The sequence below is a fragment of the Nocardia sp. JCM 34519.1 genome, assembly GCF_020361265.1.
Classification (GTDB): Bacteria; Actinomycetota; Actinomycetes; order Mycobacteriales; family Mycobacteriaceae; genus Nocardia; species Nocardia arthritidis_A.
Genome location: NZ_JAIRBR010000005.1, coordinates 176,880 through 198,098 on the forward strand (window position 1 = coordinate 176,880; position 21,219 = coordinate 198,098).

19 protein-coding genes and 1 pseudogene are annotated in these 21,219 nt (G+C 67.1%); 8 read left to right on the forward strand and 12 right to left on the reverse strand.

The genetic code is table 11. The annotated features are described in order from the left end of the window. Positions 1-62: 62 nt before the first annotated feature. Complete coding sequence (locus LGY53_RS15430) at positions 63-614, reverse strand: hypothetical protein (protein ID WP_167476022.1); 552 nt, start codon at positions 612-614, stop codon at positions 63-65. Between the two features lie 391 nt (positions 615-1,005). After that, on the reverse strand, positions 1,006-1,881 hold the full coding sequence (locus LGY53_RS15435; RefSeq protein ID WP_225727370.1) for a peptidylprolyl isomerase: 876 nt from the start codon (positions 1,879-1,881) through the stop codon (positions 1,006-1,008). A gap of 174 nt (positions 1,882-2,055) precedes the next feature. Here LGY53_RS15435 and hisS point away from each other — a divergent pair, with 174 nt between their 5' ends. Further along, the gene (gene hisS, locus LGY53_RS15440; protein ID WP_225727371.1) at positions 2,056-3,330 is read left to right on the forward strand and encodes a histidine--tRNA ligase; all 1,275 of its coding nucleotides are present in this window, start codon (positions 2,056-2,058) and stop codon (positions 3,328-3,330) included. A 132-nt stretch (positions 3,331-3,462) separates the two neighbouring features. Here the strand turns inward: hisS and LGY53_RS15445 are convergent, their stop codons facing one another. Further along, positions 3,463-3,927: a DUF6299 family protein gene (locus tag LGY53_RS15445; RefSeq protein ID WP_225727372.1), complete on the reverse strand. Its 465-nt coding sequence runs from the start codon at positions 3,925-3,927 to the stop codon at positions 3,463-3,465. A gap of 509 nt (positions 3,928-4,436) precedes the next feature. Here LGY53_RS15445 and LGY53_RS15450 point away from each other — a divergent pair. Continuing rightward, the gene (locus tag LGY53_RS15450; protein ID WP_225727373.1) at positions 4,437-5,138 is read left to right on the forward strand and encodes a hypothetical protein; all 702 of its coding nucleotides are present in this window, start codon (positions 4,437-4,439) and stop codon (positions 5,136-5,138) included. A 134-nt stretch (positions 5,139-5,272) separates the two neighbouring features. After that, positions 5,273-6,283, forward strand: coding sequence for a malate dehydrogenase (locus LGY53_RS15455; RefSeq protein ID WP_225727374.1), 1,011 nt, complete (start codon positions 5,273-5,275; stop codon positions 6,281-6,283). Positions 6,284-6,288: 5 nt separating this feature from the next. Here the strand turns inward: LGY53_RS15455 and LGY53_RS15460 are convergent, their stop codons facing one another. The 5 genes from LGY53_RS15460 to LGY53_RS15480 form a co-directional block, all read right to left on the reverse strand. Further along, positions 6,289-6,711, reverse strand: a complete 423-nt coding sequence (locus LGY53_RS15460; RefSeq protein WP_225727375.1) for a type II toxin-antitoxin system VapC family toxin — start codon at positions 6,709-6,711, stop codon at positions 6,289-6,291. Beyond that, complete coding sequence (locus LGY53_RS44425) at positions 6,708-7,007, reverse strand: hypothetical protein (protein WP_225727376.1); 300 nt, start codon at positions 7,005-7,007, stop codon at positions 6,708-6,710. The genes LGY53_RS15460 and LGY53_RS44425 overlap by 4 nt, the downstream gene beginning before the upstream one ends. 66 nt (positions 7,008-7,073) lie before the next feature. After that, entirely contained in the window at positions 7,074-8,153 is a 1,080-nt protein-coding gene (locus LGY53_RS15470; RefSeq protein WP_225727377.1) for a 2-oxoacid:ferredoxin oxidoreductase subunit beta, read from the reverse strand. Then, positions 8,150-10,081, reverse strand: coding sequence for a 2-oxoacid:acceptor oxidoreductase subunit alpha (locus tag LGY53_RS15475; RefSeq protein ID WP_225727378.1), 1,932 nt, complete (start codon positions 10,079-10,081; stop codon positions 8,150-8,152). Before LGY53_RS15475 ends, LGY53_RS15470 begins: the two co-directional genes overlap by 4 nt. A 112-nt stretch (positions 10,082-10,193) precedes the next feature. After that, positions 10,194-11,210 (reverse strand): Rv2578c family radical SAM protein, encoded by a 1,017-nt coding sequence (locus LGY53_RS15480; protein WP_225727379.1) that lies wholly within the window; start codon positions 11,208-11,210, stop codon positions 10,194-10,196. Between the two features lie 110 nt (positions 11,211-11,320). On the opposite strand from LGY53_RS15480, the pseudogene LGY53_RS44430 reads away from it, so the two are divergent. Together LGY53_RS44430 and LGY53_RS15485 are read left to right on the forward strand one after the other, a co-directional pair. Next, positions 11,321-11,467: pseudogene (locus tag LGY53_RS44430) on the forward strand (hypothetical protein); the annotation flags it as partial. A gap of 35 nt (positions 11,468-11,502) precedes the next feature. Beyond that, on the forward strand, positions 11,503-12,159 hold the full coding sequence (locus LGY53_RS15485) for an NAD(P)H-binding protein (RefSeq protein WP_225727380.1): 657 nt from the start codon (positions 11,503-11,505) through the stop codon (positions 12,157-12,159). A 155-nt stretch (positions 12,160-12,314) separates the two neighbouring features. On the opposite strand, the gene LGY53_RS15490 is transcribed toward LGY53_RS15485, so the two are convergent. Further along, the gene (locus tag LGY53_RS15490; protein ID WP_225727381.1) at positions 12,315-13,319 is read right to left on the reverse strand and encodes an NAD-dependent epimerase/dehydratase family protein; all 1,005 of its coding nucleotides are present in this window, start codon (positions 13,317-13,319) and stop codon (positions 12,315-12,317) included. A 246-nt stretch (positions 13,320-13,565) separates the two neighbouring features. On the opposite strand from LGY53_RS15490, the gene LGY53_RS15495 reads away from it, so the two are divergent. Together LGY53_RS15495 and LGY53_RS15500 are read left to right on the forward strand one after the other, a co-directional pair. Next, positions 13,566-13,898: a type VII secretion target gene (locus LGY53_RS15495; protein WP_225727382.1), complete on the forward strand. Its 333-nt coding sequence runs from the start codon at positions 13,566-13,568 to the stop codon at positions 13,896-13,898. 2 nt (positions 13,899-13,900) lie between these two features. After that, positions 13,901-15,556, forward strand: a complete 1,656-nt coding sequence (locus LGY53_RS15500; protein WP_225727625.1) for a hypothetical protein — start codon at positions 13,901-13,903, stop codon at positions 15,554-15,556. 844 nt (positions 15,557-16,400) lie between these two features. Here the strand turns inward: LGY53_RS15500 and LGY53_RS15505 are convergent. Further along, a complete protein-coding gene (locus LGY53_RS15505; protein ID WP_225727383.1) occupies positions 16,401-16,916 on the reverse strand; it encodes a hypothetical protein in 516 nt (171 codons plus the stop codon). A 251-nt stretch (positions 16,917-17,167) separates the two neighbouring features. Beyond that, positions 17,168-18,091 (reverse strand): neutral zinc metallopeptidase, encoded by a 924-nt coding sequence (locus LGY53_RS15510; protein ID WP_225727384.1) that lies wholly within the window; start codon positions 18,089-18,091, stop codon positions 17,168-17,170. Between the two features lie 236 nt (positions 18,092-18,327). Here LGY53_RS15510 and aspS point away from each other — a divergent pair, with 236 nt between their 5' ends. Beyond that, the gene (gene aspS, locus LGY53_RS15515) at positions 18,328-20,106 is read left to right on the forward strand and encodes an aspartate--tRNA ligase (RefSeq protein WP_225727385.1); all 1,779 of its coding nucleotides are present in this window, start codon (positions 18,328-18,330) and stop codon (positions 20,104-20,106) included. A gap of 60 nt (positions 20,107-20,166) precedes the next feature. Here aspS and LGY53_RS15520 read toward each other — a convergent pair whose 3' ends face one another. After that, positions 20,167-21,201, reverse strand: coding sequence for a hypothetical protein (locus tag LGY53_RS15520; RefSeq protein ID WP_225727386.1), 1,035 nt, complete (start codon positions 21,199-21,201; stop codon positions 20,167-20,169). Positions 21,202-21,219 lie beyond the last annotated feature (18 nt).

The following is a 21,219-nucleotide window of genomic DNA, read 5'->3' on the forward strand; positions in this document are numbered from 1 at the left end:
GGCGAATTGGCGCTGGGCGAATAACGAAACACCCGCTGAATCTCAGCGGGCGTTTTCGTCGATTACTGCCGGGTGCGTTCCAGGCCGCGGGCTTCCTGTTCTCGGGCTCGCTGGACGGCCGGCGCCTCGTCGGCCCGTTCGCGGACCGCCGCGCCCGGCGGCTGCGCCTGCCCGACCTCGATCAGCATGCGTACCGCGGCCAATTCGGGCGCCACACCGATCTTCGCGAGATGGTTGGCGATGGCCATACGGCGTTCGGGGGAGTCGTAGCGCAGCACCGGCTTGGCGTGTGCCGCCGCTGTCGCCGCCATCCGGGAGGCCTCCGCTTGCGCGGAGAAGCGGTCCTTCTCCAGCGAAACACCCTTGTCCGGCAGCGGCTTATCGATCAGTCGCGCCAGCTCGGTGTTGCGCGGATCCTTGGCCTTCACATCGCGGGCCTCGCGAATCTGCATTTCGCGAGCCTCTTTCATGCGGGCCTCGGTGACTTTGATGCGGGCTTCCGCCTCTTTTTGACCACGTTCCCGGGTGCGCAGTGCGACCAGCGTCGCAAGCTGCAACATAGTCCTCATCATGGCCGCGGCTTCCCGGCCGATGTCGTCCAGTTCCTCGGACATGGCTGCTCCCCGATGCTGCAGTGATCACTATGGATATTGTGGTGCTTCGTCACGGACATCGCCACGCGAACTGTAGTCCGGAGGGCGATGCCCCGCCTGCAAACGCGGACACCCAGAGGACTCGTCGCGCGGTATTCCCTTGCTCGGGGTTCGCCCTCACGAGGGTACGACTGCGCTACGGGAACTCCTTCTTACGAGATTACCCGAGAACGGTCCGGCACAATCGTACGGACGTGCCGCTTATCAGCATATATCGCACAATTCCGGCCAGGAGCCGATTGTTCAGGAGGAGTTCCGGTGTAAGCGCAGCCTAACCGGAGTATTAGGTACGCCTACCCTGGCTGAAGACGATGCGGGCCCGTCCACCGGATGTGGACGGGCCCGCGAAAAATCAGTCAACCCGGATGGAATTGATCGTCACCGGCTGCAGCGGCTTGCCGTCACCGGGACCATTCGAGTTGTCCTGTTTGTTCTTGGCGATCTTGTCCAGGGTGCCGAGGGTCTGCTCGTCCACCGTGCCGAAGATCGTGTACTGCGGCGGCAGCTGGGAATCGCCGTACACCAGGAAGAACTGGCTGCCGTTGGTGCCGGGACCCGCATTGGCCATGGCGACGACGCCGCGCTTGTAGGCGATGGGCTTCTTCTTGGCCGCCGGATCGTTCGGCTGGTACTGATCGGTCGGGTACTCGTTGTCGAATTCGTAGCCGGGGCCGCCCTCGCCGTTGCCCTCCGGATCGCCGCACTGCAGCACCTTCAGCGTCTCGGAGGCGGTCAGCCGGTGGCAGCTGGTGCCGTCGAAGAAGCCCTGCTGCGCCAGGCTCACGAAACTATTGACGGTGCAAGGGGATTCGGCGTTGTTGAGGGTCAGGCCGATCGGGCCCTGGGTGGTGTCGATGCTCAGGCTCACCGTCTGGGCCTTGTCGCCGGTGGTCGGCACCTCGGTCTTGGCCGGCTTGTTCACCGGCTTCGACGCCGGCTTCTGGGCGTCCTTATATGTACAGGTCACCATCGCCGGCTTGGCGTTCGGGCTGGGCGGCGGCGCGACGGTGGGGGAGCTGGACAGCGACGCGTCCTTGCCATCGGAGGCCTTGTCGTCACCGCGGGTGAGGAAGTAGATGCCGGTACCCGCGGCCGCCAGCAACACGACACCCAGGACAGATCCCGCGATGGTGAGTTGCTTGCGCCTGCGCGCCCGCTGGGCCCGGTTCGCCAGCTGCCGTTCGAGCTTGCGCTTGGCCGCTGCCCGTCGCTGTTCGTTGCTCGGCACTACCACGTTCCTCCGTGTTCGGTTTACGGCGCTCGGGGGCCTGGGCGGCCCGCCCGACGTTACGTTCGGCCTAAGAGTCTGCCATCAATTCCTGAGACAGCCCGGCACATGTTCCGACGCGGCATGATAATCCGGTTGGACTTGCCGGGCCATGGTGGTGGAAACTGGACCATCGTGACCAAGACCAGCAGCTTCTCCGCCCCGAAGGGGGTTCCCGACTACATCCCACCGGACTCCGCCGAGTTCGCCGCGGTTCGCGACGGCCTCGTCCGCGCCGCCCATCTGGCCGGGTACGGACTGCTGGAATTGCCGATATTCGAGGACACCGCCCTGTTCGCCAGGGGCGTCGGCGAATCGACCGATGTGGTCACCAAGGAGATGTGGACCTTCGAGGACCGCAGCGGAAACAGCTTCTCGCTGCGCCCGGAGTTGACCGCCGGCGCCATGCGCGCGGTGATCGAGCACAACCTCGATCGCGGGCAGCTGCCGGTGAAGATCTACTACTCGGGTCCCTGCTTCCGCTACGAACGTCCGCAGGCGGGCCGGTACCGGCAGTTCAATCAGGTCGGCATCGAGGCCATCGGCGTCGACGATCCGGCGCTGGACGCCGAGGTGATCTCGGTGGCCGATCAGGGTTACCGCGCCCTGGGGCTCACCGGGTTCCGGCTCGAGGTCACCTCGCTCGGCGACGAGACCTGCCGCCCGCAGTACCGAGAACTGTTGCAGGACTATCTGTTCAAGCTGCCGCTTGACGAGGAGACCATGCGGCGCGCCAGGATCAACCCGCTGCGGGTGCTCGACGACAAGCGCCCCGAGGTTCGCGAGCTGACCGCCGACGCGCCGCTGATGATCGATCACCTCTCCGAATCGGCCAAGGCCCACTTCGATCAGGTGCTCGGGCACCTGGACGCGATGGGCGTCGCCTATGTGGTGAATCCGCGCATGGTGCGCGGGCTGGACTACTACACCAAGACCACCTTCGAATTCGTGCACGACGGTCTCGGCGCGCAGTCCGGGATCGGCGGCGGCGGTCGCTACGACGGCCTGATGGCCGAGCTCGGCGGACAACCGTTGTCCGGCATCGGATTCGGGCTCGGCGTCGAGCGCACCATGCTCGCGCTGCGGGCCGAAGGTAAATCGGCGGGCGATCCGGCGCGCTGCCAGGTGTTCGGGGTTCCACTCGGCGATGCGGCCAAGCAGCGGCTCGTCGCACTCGGGTCGCAACTGCGCGCCGCGGGTGTGCGGGTCGACCTCGCCTACGGCGGCCGCGGCGTGAAGGGTGCGATGAAGGCGGCGGACAAATCCGGCGCGCGGTTCACCCTGGTGCTCGGCGACCGCGACCTGGCCGAGAACACCATCGGCCTGAAGGATATGTCGACTGGGGATCAGCGTCAGATCCCGCTGGACGAGGCCGCCGGTATCGTCCAAGCTGCATTGGCTGGCGAATAACCCTCCGCCGCAATCGATCTCGCGGGCACTCGCGCTCATTCGCGCGGGTGCCCGCGTGCGGTCGGCCCGGCGGATGCGAGATTATCCGAGGCGGTTGCGCTACCCGGACCGCGGCGCAGCTGCCGTGGCCGGTCAGCGCTGCACGGTGACGGGGGTGTCGTGGACGATGACGTCGGTGGCACCGTTGGCGCCGTAGAAGCGCCAGCTGATGGAGACCAGGCCTGGGCCGGGCCGGACTGGGCCGAACGGCGACGGTGAGACCAGGCTTGTGTAAGGGTGCGCGGCGCCGTCACAGGTCACCGATTGGAAAAGTACAGACGTGGAGCTGCGGGCTAGACCTTGTTCCAACGTAGTGCTCCAGTAGCTGTCGGTCAGATCGCTGCTGCAGGTGTAGGTGCCCGTGACGTCCACGAGGTCCGAGTTGGCTTCGATGTGCTGGATCTGATCGACCGTGACACTGGCGGACGGGGCCGCCAGAGTCGGGCCCGCCAGCACGGCCGTGCCGGCGAACCCCACCGTCGTGGCGGCAACCAGTTCGATGATCCGATTCCTGGATATGAGGGTCCGCCGTTCGGCGGGCCGGAGATATTCGACCATCACACGATCTCTCTATGCGGTGGGGCGCCCTCATCGCGCCGGGCGTCGGGCCCCCCATCACCGGCCTACTTCCCCGGCGCTCCGCAACCGTAGCAGCGCCACTGGGCCGAATCGCTCCCCAGTTATGTTCTGCGCCAAGCGAATACGTACCAGGCCGTGATCGAATTACAGTGTCCGCCAACCATAATCAGCCGGTCCCTGATCGAATCCCCAGACAACCCATCGGATCGGACTCGAGCCGACAGCATTCCGACGCGGACGCCGATTCGCTGGAGCACTCGTCGGCACCGTGAATGCCGTGTTTGTCGGCATCTTCAGCACCGCGCCACATCCGACGACGAACAGCGGCTGCGGGGACGCACCCGATCTGGTGATGTCTTCTGACTGTGGTGCGGGGCCACGTGAGTGAAGGTCGCGCGGGCACTGCCGGGGCTCGTCGCCTGTGTGCGAACAGCGGAATTGCCGACAAGCGCCGTGACGGGTCGGCGTGCGACGTATGCTTCGCCCAGATGACTTCCGAGCGGTGCGGGCGTGCCGCGGGGTGGTGGGAGAGAGGCGGAGCTGTGCAGTCGAATTCCGGTGACGACCAAGCAGTTTCGCCGGTGGGGCTGGATATCGTCGCGCCCGAGATGTACGCGCCGATGCTGCGGCGGCTGGCGCTCGCGGCCACCGGCGTGGGCATCGGGGCCGGGCTGCTGTCGGCCACCGTACTGTCCTGGCCGATCGCCGTTGTCGTCGGATTCGTCGTCGGCGCGCCGACGGTTGCCTACGCGCTCGCCCTGCGTCGGCGGCGAATGTGGCTGGTGGGCAATACGATCCATGCGCGCACCGTCTTGCACGAGCGGCTGGTCGAGCTGGGCGCCGCGACCGGCGTCGAGGTGCTGGTGTACCCGGGACGGCTGAGCCGGATCGTGCTCCGGGTGACCTCGGGAGCGGAGATGCAGCTCGTCCCGCTGGCCATGTACACCGACGCGGGCAGCGGGCGGGAACTGCACCTGCTGGGCCTGCGCCGCCTCGCCGACGCCCTCGCGACCTGCGAACTCGCTGCGGCCGTTGCGGTTTCGGCGCTGCTGGTGGAGCAGCTGCGGGCCGAGGCGCGGGATGCGACCCTGGAGCAGCGGCCGCTTTACCGGGCGACGCGTTTGGCCCGGGCGAAGGATTACGTCTCGCCCATCGTCCTCACCGATCGTGAAGTGGCCGAGCTGTACTGAACCGCATCCGCCGTGTGATTCGCTGGGCGGGATGTGCGCCGGAATGCTGAGGCGTATCTCACGACTCGGGTTCGCGGGACATGCGCGTGGCTAGGGTGAAAGGCGAAAGATCGGCCGATCGCAAGGAGTTCGCTGTGAGTGAGCCAGCCGCCCGGACCGCGCCCGTCACCGTCGCCGTGACCGGTGGCGCGGGCCAGATCGCCTACGGACTGCTGTTCCGGATCGCCTCCGGCGCGCTGCTCGGTCCGCAAACCCCGGTGCGCCTGCGGTTGTTGGAGATTCCGGCCGCGGTCGCCTCGCTGGAGGGTGTGGCGATGGAGCTGGAGGACGGCGCGTTCCCGCTGCTGGATTCGGTGGATATCAGCGACGATCCGTGGGCCGGTTTCGCGGGCGCGAATATTGCGGTGCTGGTCGGCGCCCGCCCGCGCACGGCCGGAATGGAACGGTCGGATCTGTTGGCCGCCAACGGCACCATCTTCACCGAACAGGGCGCGGCGCTCAACGCCAGCGCCGCCGACGACATCAAGGTGCTCGTCGTCGGCAATCCGGCCAACACCAACGCGTTCATCGCCATGAGCAACGCACCCGATGTGCCCGCCGAGCGTTTCACCGCGATGACCCGGCTCGACCACAACCGCGCCATCGCGCAATTGGCCAAGAAGACCGGCACGCCCGCCGCCGATATCGCGCGCGTCGCGATCTGGGGTAACCACTCCGCCACCCAGTATCCGGATATCGCGCATGCGACGGTGGCCGGCCGCCCAGCCCGCGACCTGGTCGAGAACTCTTGGCTCACCGACGATTTCATCCCGACGGTGCAGCAGCGCGGCACCGCGATCATCCACGCCCGCGGCGCGTCGTCGGCGGCGAGCGCGGCCAGCGCCGCCATTGATCACATCCACGACTGGGTACGCGGCACCCACGACGGTGACTGGGTGTCGATGGCGGTGCCCTCGGACGGCTCCTACGGCGTCCCCGAGGGTCTGATCAGCTCATTCCCCGTCACCTGCGCCGACGGCTCATACACCATCGTCCCCGATCTCGACATCGACGAATTCGCCCGCACCCGAATCGATCTCAGCGTCGCCGAACTGGTCCAGGAACGCGACGCCGTAATCGACCTCGGCTTCGCCAAGCGCGCGTAAGCGCTTCACCCGGCAGCAGGTCGTGGCACCGGAACGACGGTGACGATGTTCTCGGTTCCCCGGAAATCGTCCGGATTGGTTGTGAACAGGGGGAGTCGATTAGCGGCTGCGACCGCCGCGATCATCAGATCGGCCTCTCGCCTTCTCGGTTTGCGCCCAACCGCGACGACTCCGGCGGCGATCGCCCCATACTGGCGGGCGGCCTCGGCATCGAATGGCAGTGGATCGAACGTCGCTTCCACTCGCTGCAAACGGGCCATTCGGCCGCCGCGCTCCGCTGTGTCATCGGTCTGATGTATACCCGCCGATAATTCAGCCAATGTGACTGCGCTGGTGAGCAGTTCGGCCGGCAGATACTGGGTTGAGATCCGCTCGAGGTAGATGAGGATATTGGTGTCGCCGAGGCCGCGCAGATAGCGAGGACTCATTCGCCGTCCTCGCTACCGCTGCGGTTCACCCGCAGATAGGCGTCGAAATACGCGTCGCCATCGACGTACCGCGCTTGGTCGGCACGGAATTCGGCAGCATCCATCGGTGGCAAACCGCCGAATATCTCGTGCAGCTCGCTGACCGGCACCGCCTTTCGGCGATTTCGGGCATCCGGCTGGTTCACGTATGCGTCGATGGCGGCCAGCGCAACCTGCTGCATCGACCGGTGCTCCACCTCGGCGCGGCGACGCAGAGCTTCGGTCTGTTCGTCGGAGAGACGGAGAGTCATGGCCATACCTTCATGATACCGTGTGGTATCAGGTGTCGCCTCGCCAATTAGTCGGACGTTGGCCGCCCTGCGTCAGCCGACGGTCCAGGTTTCGGTGCCGCTGAGCAGTTTCTGCAGGGAATCCTGGTCGACGGGTTTGCGTTCCCTGGCCAGTTTCGCTTGGGCGCGGACGCCGTCGTCGTAGGTCGGGCGGGTGACGCTGCGGAAGATGCCGGTGGCGACGTGGTCCAGATCCTGATCGGAGAGCCGGGAGAGCGCGAAGGCGTATTCCGGATTGTCGGAGTAGGCGTCGTGCACCACGATGTCGGATTCGGCGACCTCGGCGGTGCGCACCACCTCCAGCCCGAAACCGCTTCGGACGACGGCGAATTCACCCTCGGCGCCGAAGGTGATCGGCAGGCCGTGCCGCAGCGGGATCAGGTGGTTCGCCGCATTGTCCCGGCGCAGCGCGTCGAAGGAGCCGTCGTTGAAGATCGGGCAGTCCTGCAGGATCTCCACGAAGGCGGTGCCGCGGTGTTCGGCGGCGGCGCGCAGCACCTCGGTGAGCCCGGCGCGGTCGGAGTCCAGCGCCCGCGCGGCGAAGGTGGCCTCGGCGCCGAGCGCCACCGACAGCGTGTTGAACGGGTGGTCCACCGAACCCATCGGCGTCGACTTGGTGACCTTGCCCTCTTCGGATGTCGGCGAGTATTGGCCCTTGGTCAGGCCGTAGATCCGGTTGTTGAACAGCAGAATGGTCAGATTCACGTTGCGGCGCAGGGCGTGGATGAGGTGATTGCCGCCGATGGACAGCGCGTCACCGTCGCCGGTCACCACCCACACCGACAGATCCGGCCTGGTCACCGCCAGTCCGGTGGCGATGGCGGGGGCGCGGCCGTGAATGGAGTGGATGCCGTAGGCCTCCAGGTAGTACGGGAACCGGCTGGAGCAGCCGATCCCGGAGACGAACATCAGGTTCTCCCTGCGCAATCCGAGTTCGGCGAGGAATCCGCGCACGGTGGCGAGGATGACGTAATCGCCGCAGCCGGGGCACCAGCGCACCTCCTGATCGGAGGTGAAGTCCTTGACCTTCTGCGGTCCGTCGGCCTTCGGCACCCCGGACAGCCCGGTGAGGCCGAGATCGGTTCGGACGAGCGAGGTTTCGGTGATCGTCATCGGTTGCCCCCTGCTGTGCGGTAAGTGGCCCGCGCGCGGGCGGCGAAGGCCTTGTCGTGTTCCATATCCTCGATGGAGCCGTCCAGCGCCGCATCGATGACGCCGACCAGTTCCTGCGCCGAGAACGCGGTGCCCGCGATCTTCGTCCAGGGTTGCACGTCGACGAGATACTTGCCGCGCAGCAGCATGGCCAGCTGCCCGTTGTTCATCTCCGGCGCGACCACCGTCCGGTAGCTGCGCAACACATCACCGAGGTTGGGCGGCAACGGATTCAGATGCCGCAGATGCGCCTGCGCCACCGGCACCCCGCGCCTGCGCGCCCGGCGGCACGCCTCGCCGATCGGCCCGAACGAACTGCCCCAGCCGATGAGCAGCAGTTCGGCCCGGCCGTCGGGATCGTCGACCTCGAGTTCGGGCACCGCGATACCGTCGATCTTGGCCTGCCGCAGCCGGACCATCAGCTCGTGATTGCCCGGTTCGTAGGAGATGTTGCCGGTGCCGTCGGCCTTCTCCAGGCCGCCGATGCGATGCGCGCGGCCCTTGGTCCCCGGCACCGCGAGCGGCCGCGCCAGGGTCTCCGGATCGCGGGCGTACGGCTGGAATCCGGACTCGTCGTCGGCGTCCGGTTCGAATCCGGGATCGATCGGCGCCAGCTCCGAGACGCGCGGAATCGACCACGGCTCAGAGCCGTTCGCGATCGCGCCGTCGGACAGCAGCAGCACCGGCGTGCGGTAGGTGAGCGCGATGCGGGCCGCCTCCACCGCGGTCGCGAAGCAGTCGGCGGGCGAGCGCGGCGCGATAACGGCGACCGGCGATTCGCCGTTGCGGCCGTAGAGCGCCTGCAGCAGATCGGCCTGCTCGGTCTTGGTCGGCAGACCGGTGGACGGGCCGCCGCGCTGCACATCGATGACCACCACCGGCAATTCGGTCATCACCGCCAGGCCGATCGTCTCGCTCTTCAGCGCGATACCGGGACCCGATGTGCTGGTGACGCCGAGCGCCCCGCCCAGCGAAGCGCCCAAAGCCGCACCGATACCGGCGATTTCGTCCTCGGCCTGGAAGGTGGTCACCCCGAAGTTCTTGTGCTTGCTCAGCTCGTGCAGGATGTCCGAGGCCGGGGTGATCGGATAGGTGCCGAGAAATACCGGCAGCCCGGCCAATTGGCCCGCGGTGACGAGTCCGTAGGCGAGCGCGGTGTTGCCGGTGATCTGGCGGTAGGTACCGGGCGGCAGCGCGGCGGGCGCTATCGAATAGGTGGTCGCGAAGCTCTCGGTGGTCTCGCCGTAGTTCCAGCCCGCGCGGAACGCGAGGATATTCGCCTGCGCGATCTCGGGTTTGGCGGCGAACTTCTCCCGCAGGAACTGCTCGGTGCCGCCGATCGGGCGACCGTACATCCAGGACAGCAGGCCGAGCGCGAACATATTCTTCGCGCGCTGGGCGTCCTTCTTGCCGACCCCGGTCGATTCGGTGGCGGTCAGCGTCAGGGTGGTCATCGGCACCCGGTGCACCACGAAATCGGAGAGGGTGTTGTCGTCGAGCGGATCGGCGGCGTAGCCGACCTTGGCCAGATTGCGCTTGCTGAACTCGTCGGTGTTGACGATCAGGGTCGCGCCGCGCGGCAGATCCTCCAGGTTCGCCTTCAACGCCGCCGGATTCATGGCCACCAGCACGTCGGGCTGGTCGCCAGCGGTGAGGATGTCGTAGTCGGCGATCTGGATCTGGAAGGACGAGACGCCCGGCAGCGTGCCCTGCGGCGCCCGGATCTCGGCGGGGAAGTTGGGCTGGGTGGCCAGGTCGTTGCCGAAGGCCGCCGCCTCGTGCGTGAAGCGGTCGCCGGTCAGCTGCATTCCGTCGCCGGAATCACCGGCGAACCGAATGACGACCTTTTCCAATTTCGCTGTGCCGACATCACTTTCGTGCGAAACCATGTACCTACTTCACTTTCCTCGTCGGTGAGAGGTGCCATTGGCCAAACTACTCCCCGGCACACGGGAAAAGCGTCCGATGCGGGGTCTTCGTACCAGAACCAACCGGGCGGTATCAGGTGAACAGGGCGAGCTGCGGATCCGTCGTGAGCGGACCCTGCGACCGCGGCTCCGGCTCCACCTGCGGCTTTCGCTTCAGGCCATGTCTTTCTAGCAATGGGTCCACCCGCTCGCGCAGCCAGGTCGCGTATTCGGGAGTCACGTACGCACCGCGCCCGTACAGCTGCCGGTAGCGGCGCAGCAGCGCGGGATGGTGTTCGGCCAGCCAGCCGAGGAACCAGCCGCGGGTCGCGCCGCGCAGATGCATCGCGAACGCGACGGCCGAATTCGCGCCCGCCGCCGCGATCGCGCCGAAGAGCTCGTCCAGGTGCGCGCGGCCGTCGGTGAGATACGGAATCACCGGGGCCACCATGACATTCACCGCGAATCCGGCATCGGCGAGCGCGCTCACCAGCTCCAAACGCGCTCTGGGCGATGGCGTTCCGGATTCCAGTCCCTGATACAGCGCCGGGTCCAGGATCGCGATCGATACCGCGACGCTCACGTGCACCTGCCGCGCCGCCTGGGTCAGCAGCGGCAGATCCCGGCGCAGCAGCGTGCCCTTGGTGAGAATCGAGAACGGCGTGCCGGAATCGGTCAGTGCGCCAATGATGCCCGGCATCAACCGGTATCGGCCCTCGGCTCGCTGATAGGGATCGGTGTTGGTGCCCAGCGCCACGGGTTCGCGATGCCAGGATCGCCGGTGCAACTCCTTGCGCAGCACCGCCGCGATATTGGTCTTCACCACGATCTGCGAATCGAAATCGCGGCCCGCGTCCAATTCCAGGTATTCGTGCGATGGCCGGGCGAAGCAGTACCGGCAGGCGTGCGAACAGCCGCGCATCGGATTGATCGTCCAGTGGAACGGCAGTCCGGAGCTTTCCGGCATCTTGTTCAGCGCGCTTTTGCACAGCACCTCGTGAAATGTGATGCCCTCGAATTCCGGCGTTTGCACGGTGCGCACGAACCCGGCCCGGTCGAGGCCGGGCAGGGCGCCGTCATCGGCGTCCAGGGTCTGGCTTTGCCACCGCACCCAATCAGTCGAACATTTGTTCTATCGAGTGTCAAGCAACCTCGGGCTCGATTTAGGTTAGGGTAACCTAAATCTCGGGTAGGGTGCCGGGTATGAAGAACATTCTGGTGATGGGTGCGACCGGCAAGGTCGGTCGCCATGTAGTCGTTCAGCTGCGTCAGCTGGGGCGCCCCCTGCGGGCCGTCTCCCGGACCAGCCCCGATCGCTTCGACTGGGCGGACCGGTCCACCTGGCGGCCCGCCCTGGCCGATGTCGACACGGTGTATCTGAATGTATGGGGCGTGGTGGGTGAGTGGTGGACCCGGCGGAGTTCACCGAGCTGGCCGTGCGGTCGGGGGTCCGGCGGATCGTCGCGCTGTCCGGGCGGGGCGACGACGGCGAGGATTACCTGCTGGAAACCCCGTACGGGCCATGGGCTCAGGCCGTGGCGGACGGGGAGCGCGCGGCCCGCGAGAGCGGTGCGGAGTGGACGATCGTGCGGCCGTGCTGGTTCGCGCAGACCTTCGAGGAGGATCCGAAGCTGTCCGATGTGCGCGACGGCGCGGTGGTGATACCCGCGGGCGATGGCACGGTGCCCTTCGTCGACGCCGTCGATATCGCCGCGGTAGCGGTCGCCGCGCTCACCGAGGACGGCCACCACGAACAGATATACGAGCTGTCCGGTCCGCAGGCGATGACCTTCGCCGATGCGGTCGCGCAGATCGCCGAGGCGACCGGTCGGCAGATCAGGTACGTGCCGGTGGAGGTGCCCGATTATGTGCGACATCTGATGGATCGGGGCTACGACCGACGGTCGGCGGAGATGCGGGCGGGTCCGTTCCAGTGGCTGCATCGCGGAAATACCGGTTTTCTGAGCGATGGGGTGCTGCGAGCCACCGGGCGTGAGCCGCGGGATTTCGCCGAGTACGCCCGGCGGGCGGCGGCCACCGGTGTGTGGTCGGCCGGATGATCCGCCGTGTCCGCGGGCATGGACCGACCGACGTGAGGCAACCTGATACCGCCGCATAATCGGCTACTCAGGGACTTGGGCTCGTTCCCGGCCGATCGGGTGGAGGCTCTCAAATCGGCCGCCCCCGAAAGGTTCCCATCGGCTTGCGTGAGACATCAGGCGATCCGGCGGGTATCGGGTGTCGGCAGGCAGTCCGGGTCGGCGAAGAATGCGACCAGATCGCGGACCGTATCCGCGGTGGGGCGCGGCCGGTAGCCGAGCTCGCGTTCGGCCTTGCCGTGGTCGACAACGGGAGCGGAGACCAGCGCGCCGAGCGCGGCCTTGGAGACGATATCGGTGCCGAACAGCTTGCCGATCGGCTCCAGCACAGGAATCAGGCCGGAGACGAGCCTGGGGGAGACGGCGAACCGCGGACCCTTCTTCGCGTTCTGCGCGGCGGCGATCCGGCACAGGTCCAGCATCGAGATCATCGATCCGCCGAGCAGGTAGTTCTCGCCGGTGCGGCCGTGTTCGCCGGCCAGGATCAGGCCGTCGGCCACGTCGCGCACGTCGACCAGGTCGAAGCCACCGCCGATCATGGCGGGGACGCGGCCGTGTGCGGCGTCGCGCAGTGTGCGGTTGATCCGGGAGAGCGGTTTGCAGAAGTCGAGCGGTCCGAAGACGCCGGTTGGATTGCAGATCACCGCGTCCAGGCCCTGTTCGATCACCTTGCGCAGTTCGACCTCGCCCGTCCACTTCGAGCGGTCGTAGACGGGCAGGCCGGAATCGGTGGAGCGGGGTGAGCTCTCGTCGATGCGGCCGCCGCAACAGTATTGGTTGAACGCGTGGATCGAGCTCGCGTGCACCATCCGGCGCACACCGGCCGCCCGGGCCGCCTCGGCGACGACGCGCACCCCTTCGGTGTTCACCTGCCAGGCCAAATCGTGTTTGTCGGCCAGCGTGATGACGGCGACCAGGTGGTAGACGACCTCGGCGCCCTCGAGCACCGAGCACATCGATGCCGGATCGAGCACATTGCCGTCCACCCAGGTGACCTTCGGGTCGGTGGGCCGCGTGGGAGTGACTCGATCTATCGCGATGACCTCGTCGCCGCGGCCGACCAGGCGGTGCAACAGATTCGTGCCAAGGTAGCCGGCGGCGCCGGTCACTGCGACCTTCATGGCACCGAGAATATAGAACTTGTTCTAATTTGCAACACGTTTCAGTTCCTTCGAGATCGGGTACGGGTCCGCCGGGAGTGTGATCGACTCGGGCTGCGCGATGGCTCGAAACTTGTCGCTACCGTGGGCTATATTGACCCCAACCGTAGCGGCCGCGACCTGATCAGGCGAGGTGCACCGACCGGGAGCGCGGCTCACCACACACGAGCCGACGACTATGTTCACAAAGATTGGGGGGCAGTACGCATGAGCGATGAACTATCGGTGGAAACTCAGGCGGTTCGCGCGTTCGCCGCGTCGAATGCCGGTATCGCGGGGGATATCGCCGGAGTGGCGAATATTGATGTCGTCAAGAACGTCACCGCGCTCACGCCGGTATTCGGTTTGATCGGGGCCGATTATCTGGCCATGTTCGCCGCGGCGCAGGTGCTGCAGGCGAAGGATATGAACGATCTGTCGGCCAAATACGCCAAGCTGTCCGATGCCGCGTTCAAATCGGCCAATGCCTACGACATCACCGACATGATCAATTCGGGGGCGATGGCCAGCAAGACCGCCGAGATCGCGGGAGGTCTGTGACCATGGTGCGTCACCTCGACACCAGCGGCGTCATCGCACCGTCCGTGGAACAGGTCGCGGCCACCGCGCATCACGCGGCGCCGACCGTGGTCGCCGCGCAGCAGGCGGCGGCGCCCGCCGCGCAGGCCATCCTCGATACCCCGCTGCCGCAGTTGCCCGCGGATCTGCCGCCCATCGAACCGCCCGCCTTCGTGCTGTCCCGCAAGATCTCCGAGGATCACGCCACCGGTACCGTGCCGGCCGGTCTGCCCGGATTCCCGGGTGGCCAGCAGCCCGACGCGCAGGACATTCTGACGGGCATCCACCACGACGTGAGCTCCGCGGTCGACAATGCGAGCTCCGCCATCCAGCATGCGGCGCAGCCGGTAGCCGATGCCGCCCAGCAGGTCGCGAGCCATGTGCAGAACGCGGTCAGCAGCATCGCGGGCACGCCGTCCACCGCGACCGCCGCCGCTGCCGCCGCGCCGTCCACGGCCGCCGCGGTTCCCGGCGCGACCATGCCTGCCGATCCGGTCGCCTCACTGCTGCAAGGTGTTTCGCTGCCCGCATTGCCGGGCATCGACCAGCTGATCCAGCCGATCCTGCAGTTGCTCAGCACCTTCGGCACCGGTGTGCTCGGCGCGATCAATCCGTCCACCCTGCTCAGCGAGGCGTCGAAGGTCATCGATGCGGCCATGCAGGTCGGCAAGGGCAGCCTGTCCACGGTGGAGGAGCTCTGGCAGGGCCAGGCCTCGCGCAGCGCCCAGACCTCCGGCCAGCAGGCGAACAACCACGGCCAGGAGACCAGCCAGCGCGGCACCCAAATGGCCGACCTCACCGAGAAGGCCGCCGCGGTCGTGCAGAAGGGCAATGCCCAACTGGTCGGTGTCGCAACATCTTTCGCGACGCAGGCCACCGCGCTCGCGCCGGTGATCCTCACCCCGCCCGCACAGGCGACGCTGCTCGCCTCGGCCACCGAACATCTCGGCCAGGCCGTCGGCATCGTCAACCTCACCCGCGGCGAATTGTCCGGGCAGACAGCCGAATTGACGGGCATCGTGCAGCAGATGGTCGGGCAGAGCGGACTGCCCGCACCGCAGGAGGTGGCCGCCGCGGTCGCCAAGAACATCGGCGAGCCGATCCTGAACCAGGCCAAGGACATCGCGCAGTCGGCCACCGACACCTCGACCCAGAGCGCCGGTCTGCAGGATCCGACCGGCACATTGAGCCCATCCACCTCGACCTCGCCGACCTCGGTCAGCCCGACCGGCACGCCCACCAGCCACGCGCCCGGCACGCCCAGCCTGTCCGGCGTCCCGTACCGGTCGACCAGCGGCACGCCGAGCACCCCCGGCACCCCGTCGACGCCGAAGCTCACCGGCGTACCCGGCACCACCGTCCCGCCGACGCTGCGTCCCGGCGTCACCCCCAACGAACCCGTGCTCACCCGCACCAGCCCGACCGGCACCGGCACCGGCGCGAACTCGTTCATGGGCGGCCCCGGCGCCGCAGGCACACAGCGCAGCAACGACGAAGAACATGCCCGCACGGTGCAGCCCTACCAGAGCCGCACCGGCAACGATGATCTGACCGGCCCCCTGGGCGAATCCACCCCGGACGTGATCGGTGCGACACATCCGGACGAGATCGTTTCGGATTACGAACAGGACCAGTTCTAGGTAGTTACGGGTGCGGGGTTCGCCTCCGGTGGGTGGGGGCCGGAGGTGGCCGGGGTCCGGGAGGCGGTGCGTTGGGGGCCGGGAAGTGGTCCGCTGGGAGCCCGGAGGCGGTGCGCTGGGAGCCCGGAGGCGGTGGCTGGGGTCCGGGAAGCGGTGCACTGGGTGTGCGGTTGCGTCGCTACGGCTGGATCGCCCGAAGTAGGTGCAGGGAGCAGTGTTCCGGTTGCGCATCACGGATGGCGTTGTTCCCGCGTAGGTTTCAGGTTCTCGCGTAGGCAATAGCGTGTGCGGGAAGCCGATTGCTGGGCGCGGACCGGTTACCTATGTGTTCAAAGGTGAATCCGGGGTGATCTCCGCACTGGTGCTGCGGCATCCGGCCTGAGCGGACAAAACCACGCGATTTCCGCCGGATTTCCGCCTATTCGCGCTGTTTTTGTCCGCTCAGGCCGAAATCGCCTTCCGAGAAGCCAGTTGCAGCATGGAACTGGAAGCCGCGGTCCCGCTCAGCGAGTTACCTACGCGCTCAAAGATAAAATAAGGCTGCCGCACCCCGGCTTCGAACCGCACATTCGATGTACGGGGTGTGCACCTTAGAGCCGAGGTGCGGTGTTACCGACACATGGATACCGGCCGACCCGGTCCCGCTCGGTGGGAACGAGACCCCGCCTGCCGACGCACCCCGCGCCTACCTCAGGCGATCCAGTCGTCGTAGCGACGCAACCACTTGCGTGACGTACCGATTCCTCCCCGAAGAGGCGAACCCGGAACACCACATGCAACGCACTCCGCCGCCTGGCTAGGCGGATTTCGTCGTACCGGCGCGATCAAGCACTCGGCGTACCGATCACCCCTGAACGAATGCGTCCACCAGTTTCCGGTACAGCTCGCTGAACCGTTTGCGGTTGGCTTGTTGTTCGGCGTTGAGGTTTTCGGTCGAATCCGGTGCGTACATGACCACATGCACATCCTGGTCGGGCGCCTGCGGCATGAGGTCGATGATCTGACTGCCCTGATCGGAATTCGACGGCATGCCGAGGTCGAGCGCGGCCACCGCCTTGGTTTCGCTCACCGCGGCGGACAGCACATCCGCCGGAATATGCCCGTCGACCCGCTTCGGCGCTTTGTCGGATCCGCGGTTCGGGTCCGCAGCATCGGGCGATTTCACCGCCCGCCCGTCCGCCGAAACCTCCAGAACGGGCCGCAGATCGGTCCGTCCCTGCCAACCGCCGGGCCATGTGGTCAGCGTGAGCAAGGCCACCGGAGCGGCGGGTGCCGCGGCGGCAATTCCTGATCCGTTCGTCAGCGGCGTCACGGCCAGTGCTGCGATCGTCGCGAACAGAACCGTCCTCGTCTTACCCATCCCGCCTCCATCATCGTTGTGCCGCAACAAAATTCCGCCGTAGATCATGGCAGTGCCGCACGCGGGCATCGCGCGCGGCTCACCTTGCCGTCTGTCGCGCGGGTGAGTCGATCCAGGTCATCGCTCGGCCGCATCCGGTCCGGCGGGCGTGCGCAACCTGACGGAGTCCATGCGGATGCGGCCGACGACCGCGCGAGTGGCCGCCCGCCGCGCCGAGGCTGACGAAAAGCCTTGCGAGACAAGGCGAAAGGTCAGCGCGGTGGGGGTGGGTTGTTCAGGTCCTGGGCCGAGAAGGTGTCGCAGGCGCTGATCTTGCCGGTCTTGTACCCGGACAGGAACCACTTCTGCCGCTCGGTGGAGGAGCCGTGTGTCCATGCCTCCGGGTTGACGCGGCCGGTGGACGACTTCTGGATCCGGTCGTCGCCGACCGCGGCCGCGGCCGACAGCGCGTCGTTGACATCCTTGTCCGACAACGGTTTCAGGAACGGCTGGTTGGTTCCGGGTGCGGGCAGCTTATCCGCGTAATAGGCCCAGATGCCCGCGTAGCAGTCGGCCTGGAGTTCGGTGCGGACCGATCCGGATTCGGGACCGCGCGGATCCTTCTGCGCCCGGCCGATATCGCCGAGCAGGTTCTGGATGTGATGGCCGATTTCGTGCGCCACCACATACTCCTGGGCAAGCGGCCCACCGCTGGAGCCGAAGCGATCGACCAGTTCCTGGAAGAAGCTGGTGTCGAAGTAGGCGACGCGATCGGCCGGGCAGTAGAAGGGGCCGACCGCGCTCGACGCCTGGCCGCAGCCGGTGCCGACGGCGGCGGAGAACAACCGGACGGTCGGCTTGGCGTAGTTCTTGTTGACCTGCTTGGGCAGTTCGGCGGCCCACACCGCGTTCAGGCTCTGCGCGGTCAGCGCGACCCGGCAGTCGACGTACTTGTTGGCATCGGCGCCGGTCTTGCAGTGCGCCGGCGTGCCCTGCAGGGCTTGCGACTGGCTCTGGTCCTGGCCCTTCGCGCCGGTGAACTGCCCGAGCAGGGAGCTGGGGTTTCCCCCGAGCAGCAGTGCGATCACCACCAGGATGAGTCCACCCGCACCGCCGCCGAGCGCGATCTTGCCGCCCATCCCGCCACCGGACTTGACCGCATCGGGGTCGATTTGCATGCCCTCGTTGAAGGTCATGGGTCGTCATCGCTTTCTGTGTTGTTCGGCAGCGCCTGGCGCTCGTTCGCGGACCGGGAGGAGTCTCGCATAGAGTCTGTATCCGATCCGCGGCCCGGAAAACCGTGTGGCAACCCGGGGCAGCTATAGCTTGGCATGTGCGGGCCGAGATCGGTTTTCACTCGGGGAATGTGTCTAACTACGATGGCTAGCGCACCGGGTGGGCATTCCGGTGTCACATCGTCGAAAGGAATCCCGTGCTGCGCACCCACTTGGCCGGTTCGCTGCGAAGCGAGCATGCCGGTCAGACCGTCACCCTCACCGGCTGGGTGGCCCGTCGTCGTGACCACGGTGGGGTGATCTTCATCGATCTGCGTGATGCGTCGGGCGTTGCGCAGGCGGTGTTCCGCGAGGGCGATCCGGCGGAGCAGGCGCACCGGTTGCGCGCCGAATTCTGCGTCCAGGTCACCGGTGTGGTGGAACAGCGCCCGGGCGGCAACGAGAATCCGGAGCTGCCCACCGGGCAGATCGAGGTGAACGTCACCGAGCTGGAGGTGCTGAACGAAAGCGCCCCGCTGCCGTTCCAACTCGACGAGCAGCCCGGTGAGGAGGCCCGGCTCAAGCACCGCTACCTGGATCTGCGCCGGGAGGGCCCGGCCCATGCGATCCGGCTGCGCTCGAAGGTGAACGCCGCGGCGCGGCAGGTGCTGGCCAAACATGAATTCGTCGAGGTGGAGACCCCGACGCTGACCAGGTCGACGCCCGAGGGCGCGCGCGACTTCCTGGTGCCCGCGCGGCTGCAGCCGGGCAGCTTCTACGCGCTGCCGCAGAGCCCGCAGCTGTTCAAGCAGCTACTCATGGTCGGCGGCATCGAGCGCTACTACCAGATCGCGCGCTGCTACCGCGACGAGGATTTCCGCGCCGACCGGCAGCCGGAGTTCACCCAGCTCGACATCGAGATGAGCTTCGTGCGCCAGGAGGATGTGATCCTGCTCGCCGAGGACGTCCTGAGCGCGCTGTGGGAGCTCATCGGTTACCGGATCCCGACGCCGATCCCGCATATGACCTACGCGGAGGCCATGCGGCGCTTCGGCTCGGATAAGCCGGATCTGCGGTTCGGCGTCGAAATCACCGAGCTCACCGACTATTTCAAGGACACGCCGTTCCGGGTTTTCCAGGCGCCGTATGTCGGCGCCGTCGTGATGCCGGGCGGTGCGAGCCAGCCGCGCCGTCAGCTGGACGCCTGGCAGGAGTGGGCGAAGCAGCGCGGCGCGAAGGGTTTGGCGTATGTGCTGGTGAACGAGGACGGCACGCTCGGCGGCCCGGTCGCCAAGAATCTGACCGAGGCCGAGCGCGACGGGCTGGCCAAGCAGGTCGGCGCGGAACCCGGCGACTGTGTGTTCTTCGCGGCCGGTGCGGTGAAGTCGAGCCGGGCGCTGCTCGGCGCGGCGCGCGGTGAGATCGCCCGCAAGTGCGGCCTGATCGACGAGAACGCCTGGGCCTTCGTCTGGATCGTCGACGCGCCGCTGTTCGAACCCGCCGCCGAGGCGACCGCGAGCGGCGATGTGGCGCTTGGCTATTCGGCGTGGACCGCGGTGCATCACGCGTTCACCTCGCCCAAGCCGGAGTCGCTCGACACCTTCGACACCGATCCGGGTTCGGCGCTGGCCTACGCCTACGACATCGTCTGCAACGGCAACGAGATCGGCGGCGGCTCCATCCGCATCCACCGGCGCGACGTGCAGGAGCGGGTGTTCAAGGTGATGGGCATCAGCCACGAGGAGGCGCAGGAGAAGTTCGGCTTCCTGTTGGACGCCTTCGCCTTCGGTGCGCCGCCGCACGGCGGCATCGCCTTCGGCTGGGACCGCATCACCGCCCTGCTCGCGGGCCTGGATTCCATCCGTGAGGTCATCGCCTTCCCGAAGACCGGTGGCGGCGTGGACCCGCTCACCGATGCGCCCGCGCCGATCACGGCGCAGCAGCGCAAGGAGGCCGGGCTGGACTTCAAGCCGGACAAGAAGGACGCGGCCGAGTAGGCCGCTCGGACACGAAATCCGCGGCGTCACCGAAAACCGGTGACGCCGCGGATTTTTCGTTCAGGCGACGACTCCGCCGCTGAGCACGCGATAGGCATAGGTGACCGCCATGACGCAGACCGGCCCGGCCGCCAGCAATCCGAGTCCGCACAGCAGCGCGGCCACGAAGGTGATCACCACCACCGCGATGGCCAGCAGCAATGTCTGCAGCAGATTGTTGAGCACCAGCACCGCACTGGCTTTCAGCGCCGCGAACGGGCCGAGGTCCTGATCGATGACGAAATGTATCGAGAACATGCACAGGAAGCCGATGACGATGCCGGGCAGGATGAAGAATCCGAATCCGATCGCGGTGGCGAGGAAGGCCAGCAGTGCGGTGAGCAATACGTTGCCCGCGTTGACGAATCGGAAGAACGAGCCGAAAGCCGGTCTGTTGCCGTCGGTTTCGTAGAGCGCGCCGCGCACCAACGCGGCCTGCAGCAGCCAGACCGCGACCATGACGGCCAGGAAGATCATGAACAGCGGCAGGATCGAATTCACCTCGGTGATCTGCACGACGATCACGAACGCGAGATAGATCAGCACGCCGAGCGCGGTCACCCCGATCCAGGCGGGCGCGTTGGCGCGGAACTTCTCCCAGCCGTAGCTCAGCGCGATTCCGACATCGAGACCGGTCGGTGCGGCGTATTGGTAGCCATACGGTTGCGGAACTCCGGGTGGCGGTGGCGGCGGCATCGCGCCGGGCGGCTGATAGGGCGGCTGATAGGCGCCGGGTGGCATGGTTCCGGTGGGCGGTGGCATCGCGGCGGTGGGTGGTGGCATGGTGCCGGGCGGACCGTAGGTCGGCTGCGGCGCGCCCGGGTGCGGGGGCATGGGCGGCGGCGGTTCGACCGGTTCACTGCCGTACTGCGGCGCGCCCGGACCCTCGAATTGCGGATATCCGGCCGAGCCCGCCATCTCGTGCCTGCCGTGGTCGGCGGCCGGACCCGGGGCGTGCTGGGCCGGACCCGGCTGCGCTGTGCGATGTTCCCCACCCCCGTGCCCGGGTGCGTCGCCACCCGGTTCGGCGGGTGTTGAGGCGGGCGGTTCGGTCATTGCCAAGACCTTTCGACG

Coding starts and splice junctions, on each gene's coding strand:
- LGY53_RS15445 (WP_225727372.1), bottom strand. CDS start 3,927: ATGGTCGAATATCTCCGGCCCGCCGAACGGCGGACCCTCATATCCAGG.
- LGY53_RS15450 (WP_225727373.1), top strand. CDS start 4,437: ATGACTTCCGAGCGGTGCGGGCGTGCCGCGGGGTGGTGGGAGAGAGGC.
- LGY53_RS15505 (WP_225727383.1), bottom strand. CDS start 16,916: ATGGGTAAGACGAGGACGGTTCTGTTCGCGACGATCGCAGCACTGGCC.
- LGY53_RS15460 (WP_225727375.1), bottom strand. CDS start 6,711: ATGAGTCCTCGCTATCTGCGCGGCCTCGGCGACACCAATATCCTCATC.
- LGY53_RS15500 (WP_225727625.1), top strand. CDS start 13,901: ATGGTGCGTCACCTCGACACCAGCGGCGTCATCGCACCGTCCGTGGAA.
- LGY53_RS15490 (WP_225727381.1), bottom strand. CDS start 13,319: ATGAAGGTCGCAGTGACCGGCGCCGCCGGCTACCTTGGCACGAATCTG.
- LGY53_RS15430 (WP_167476022.1), bottom strand. CDS start 614: ATGTCCGAGGAACTGGACGACATCGGCCGGGAAGCCGCGGCCATGATG.
- LGY53_RS15475 (WP_225727378.1), bottom strand. CDS start 10,081: ATGGTTTCGCACGAAAGTGATGTCGGCACAGCGAAATTGGAAAAGGTC.
- LGY53_RS15470 (WP_225727377.1), bottom strand. CDS start 8,153: ATGACGATCACCGAAACCTCGCTCGTCCGAACCGATCTCGGCCTCACC.
- LGY53_RS44425 (WP_225727376.1), bottom strand. CDS start 7,007: ATGGCCATGACTCTCCGTCTCTCCGACGAACAGACCGAAGCTCTGCGT.
- LGY53_RS15510 (WP_225727384.1), bottom strand. CDS start 18,091: ATGACCTTCAACGAGGGCATGCAAATCGACCCCGATGCGGTCAAGTCC.
- LGY53_RS15520 (WP_225727386.1), bottom strand. CDS start 21,201: ATGACCGAACCGCCCGCCTCAACACCCGCCGAACCGGGTGGCGACGCA.
- LGY53_RS15495 (WP_225727382.1), top strand. CDS start 13,566: ATGAGCGATGAACTATCGGTGGAAACTCAGGCGGTTCGCGCGTTCGCC.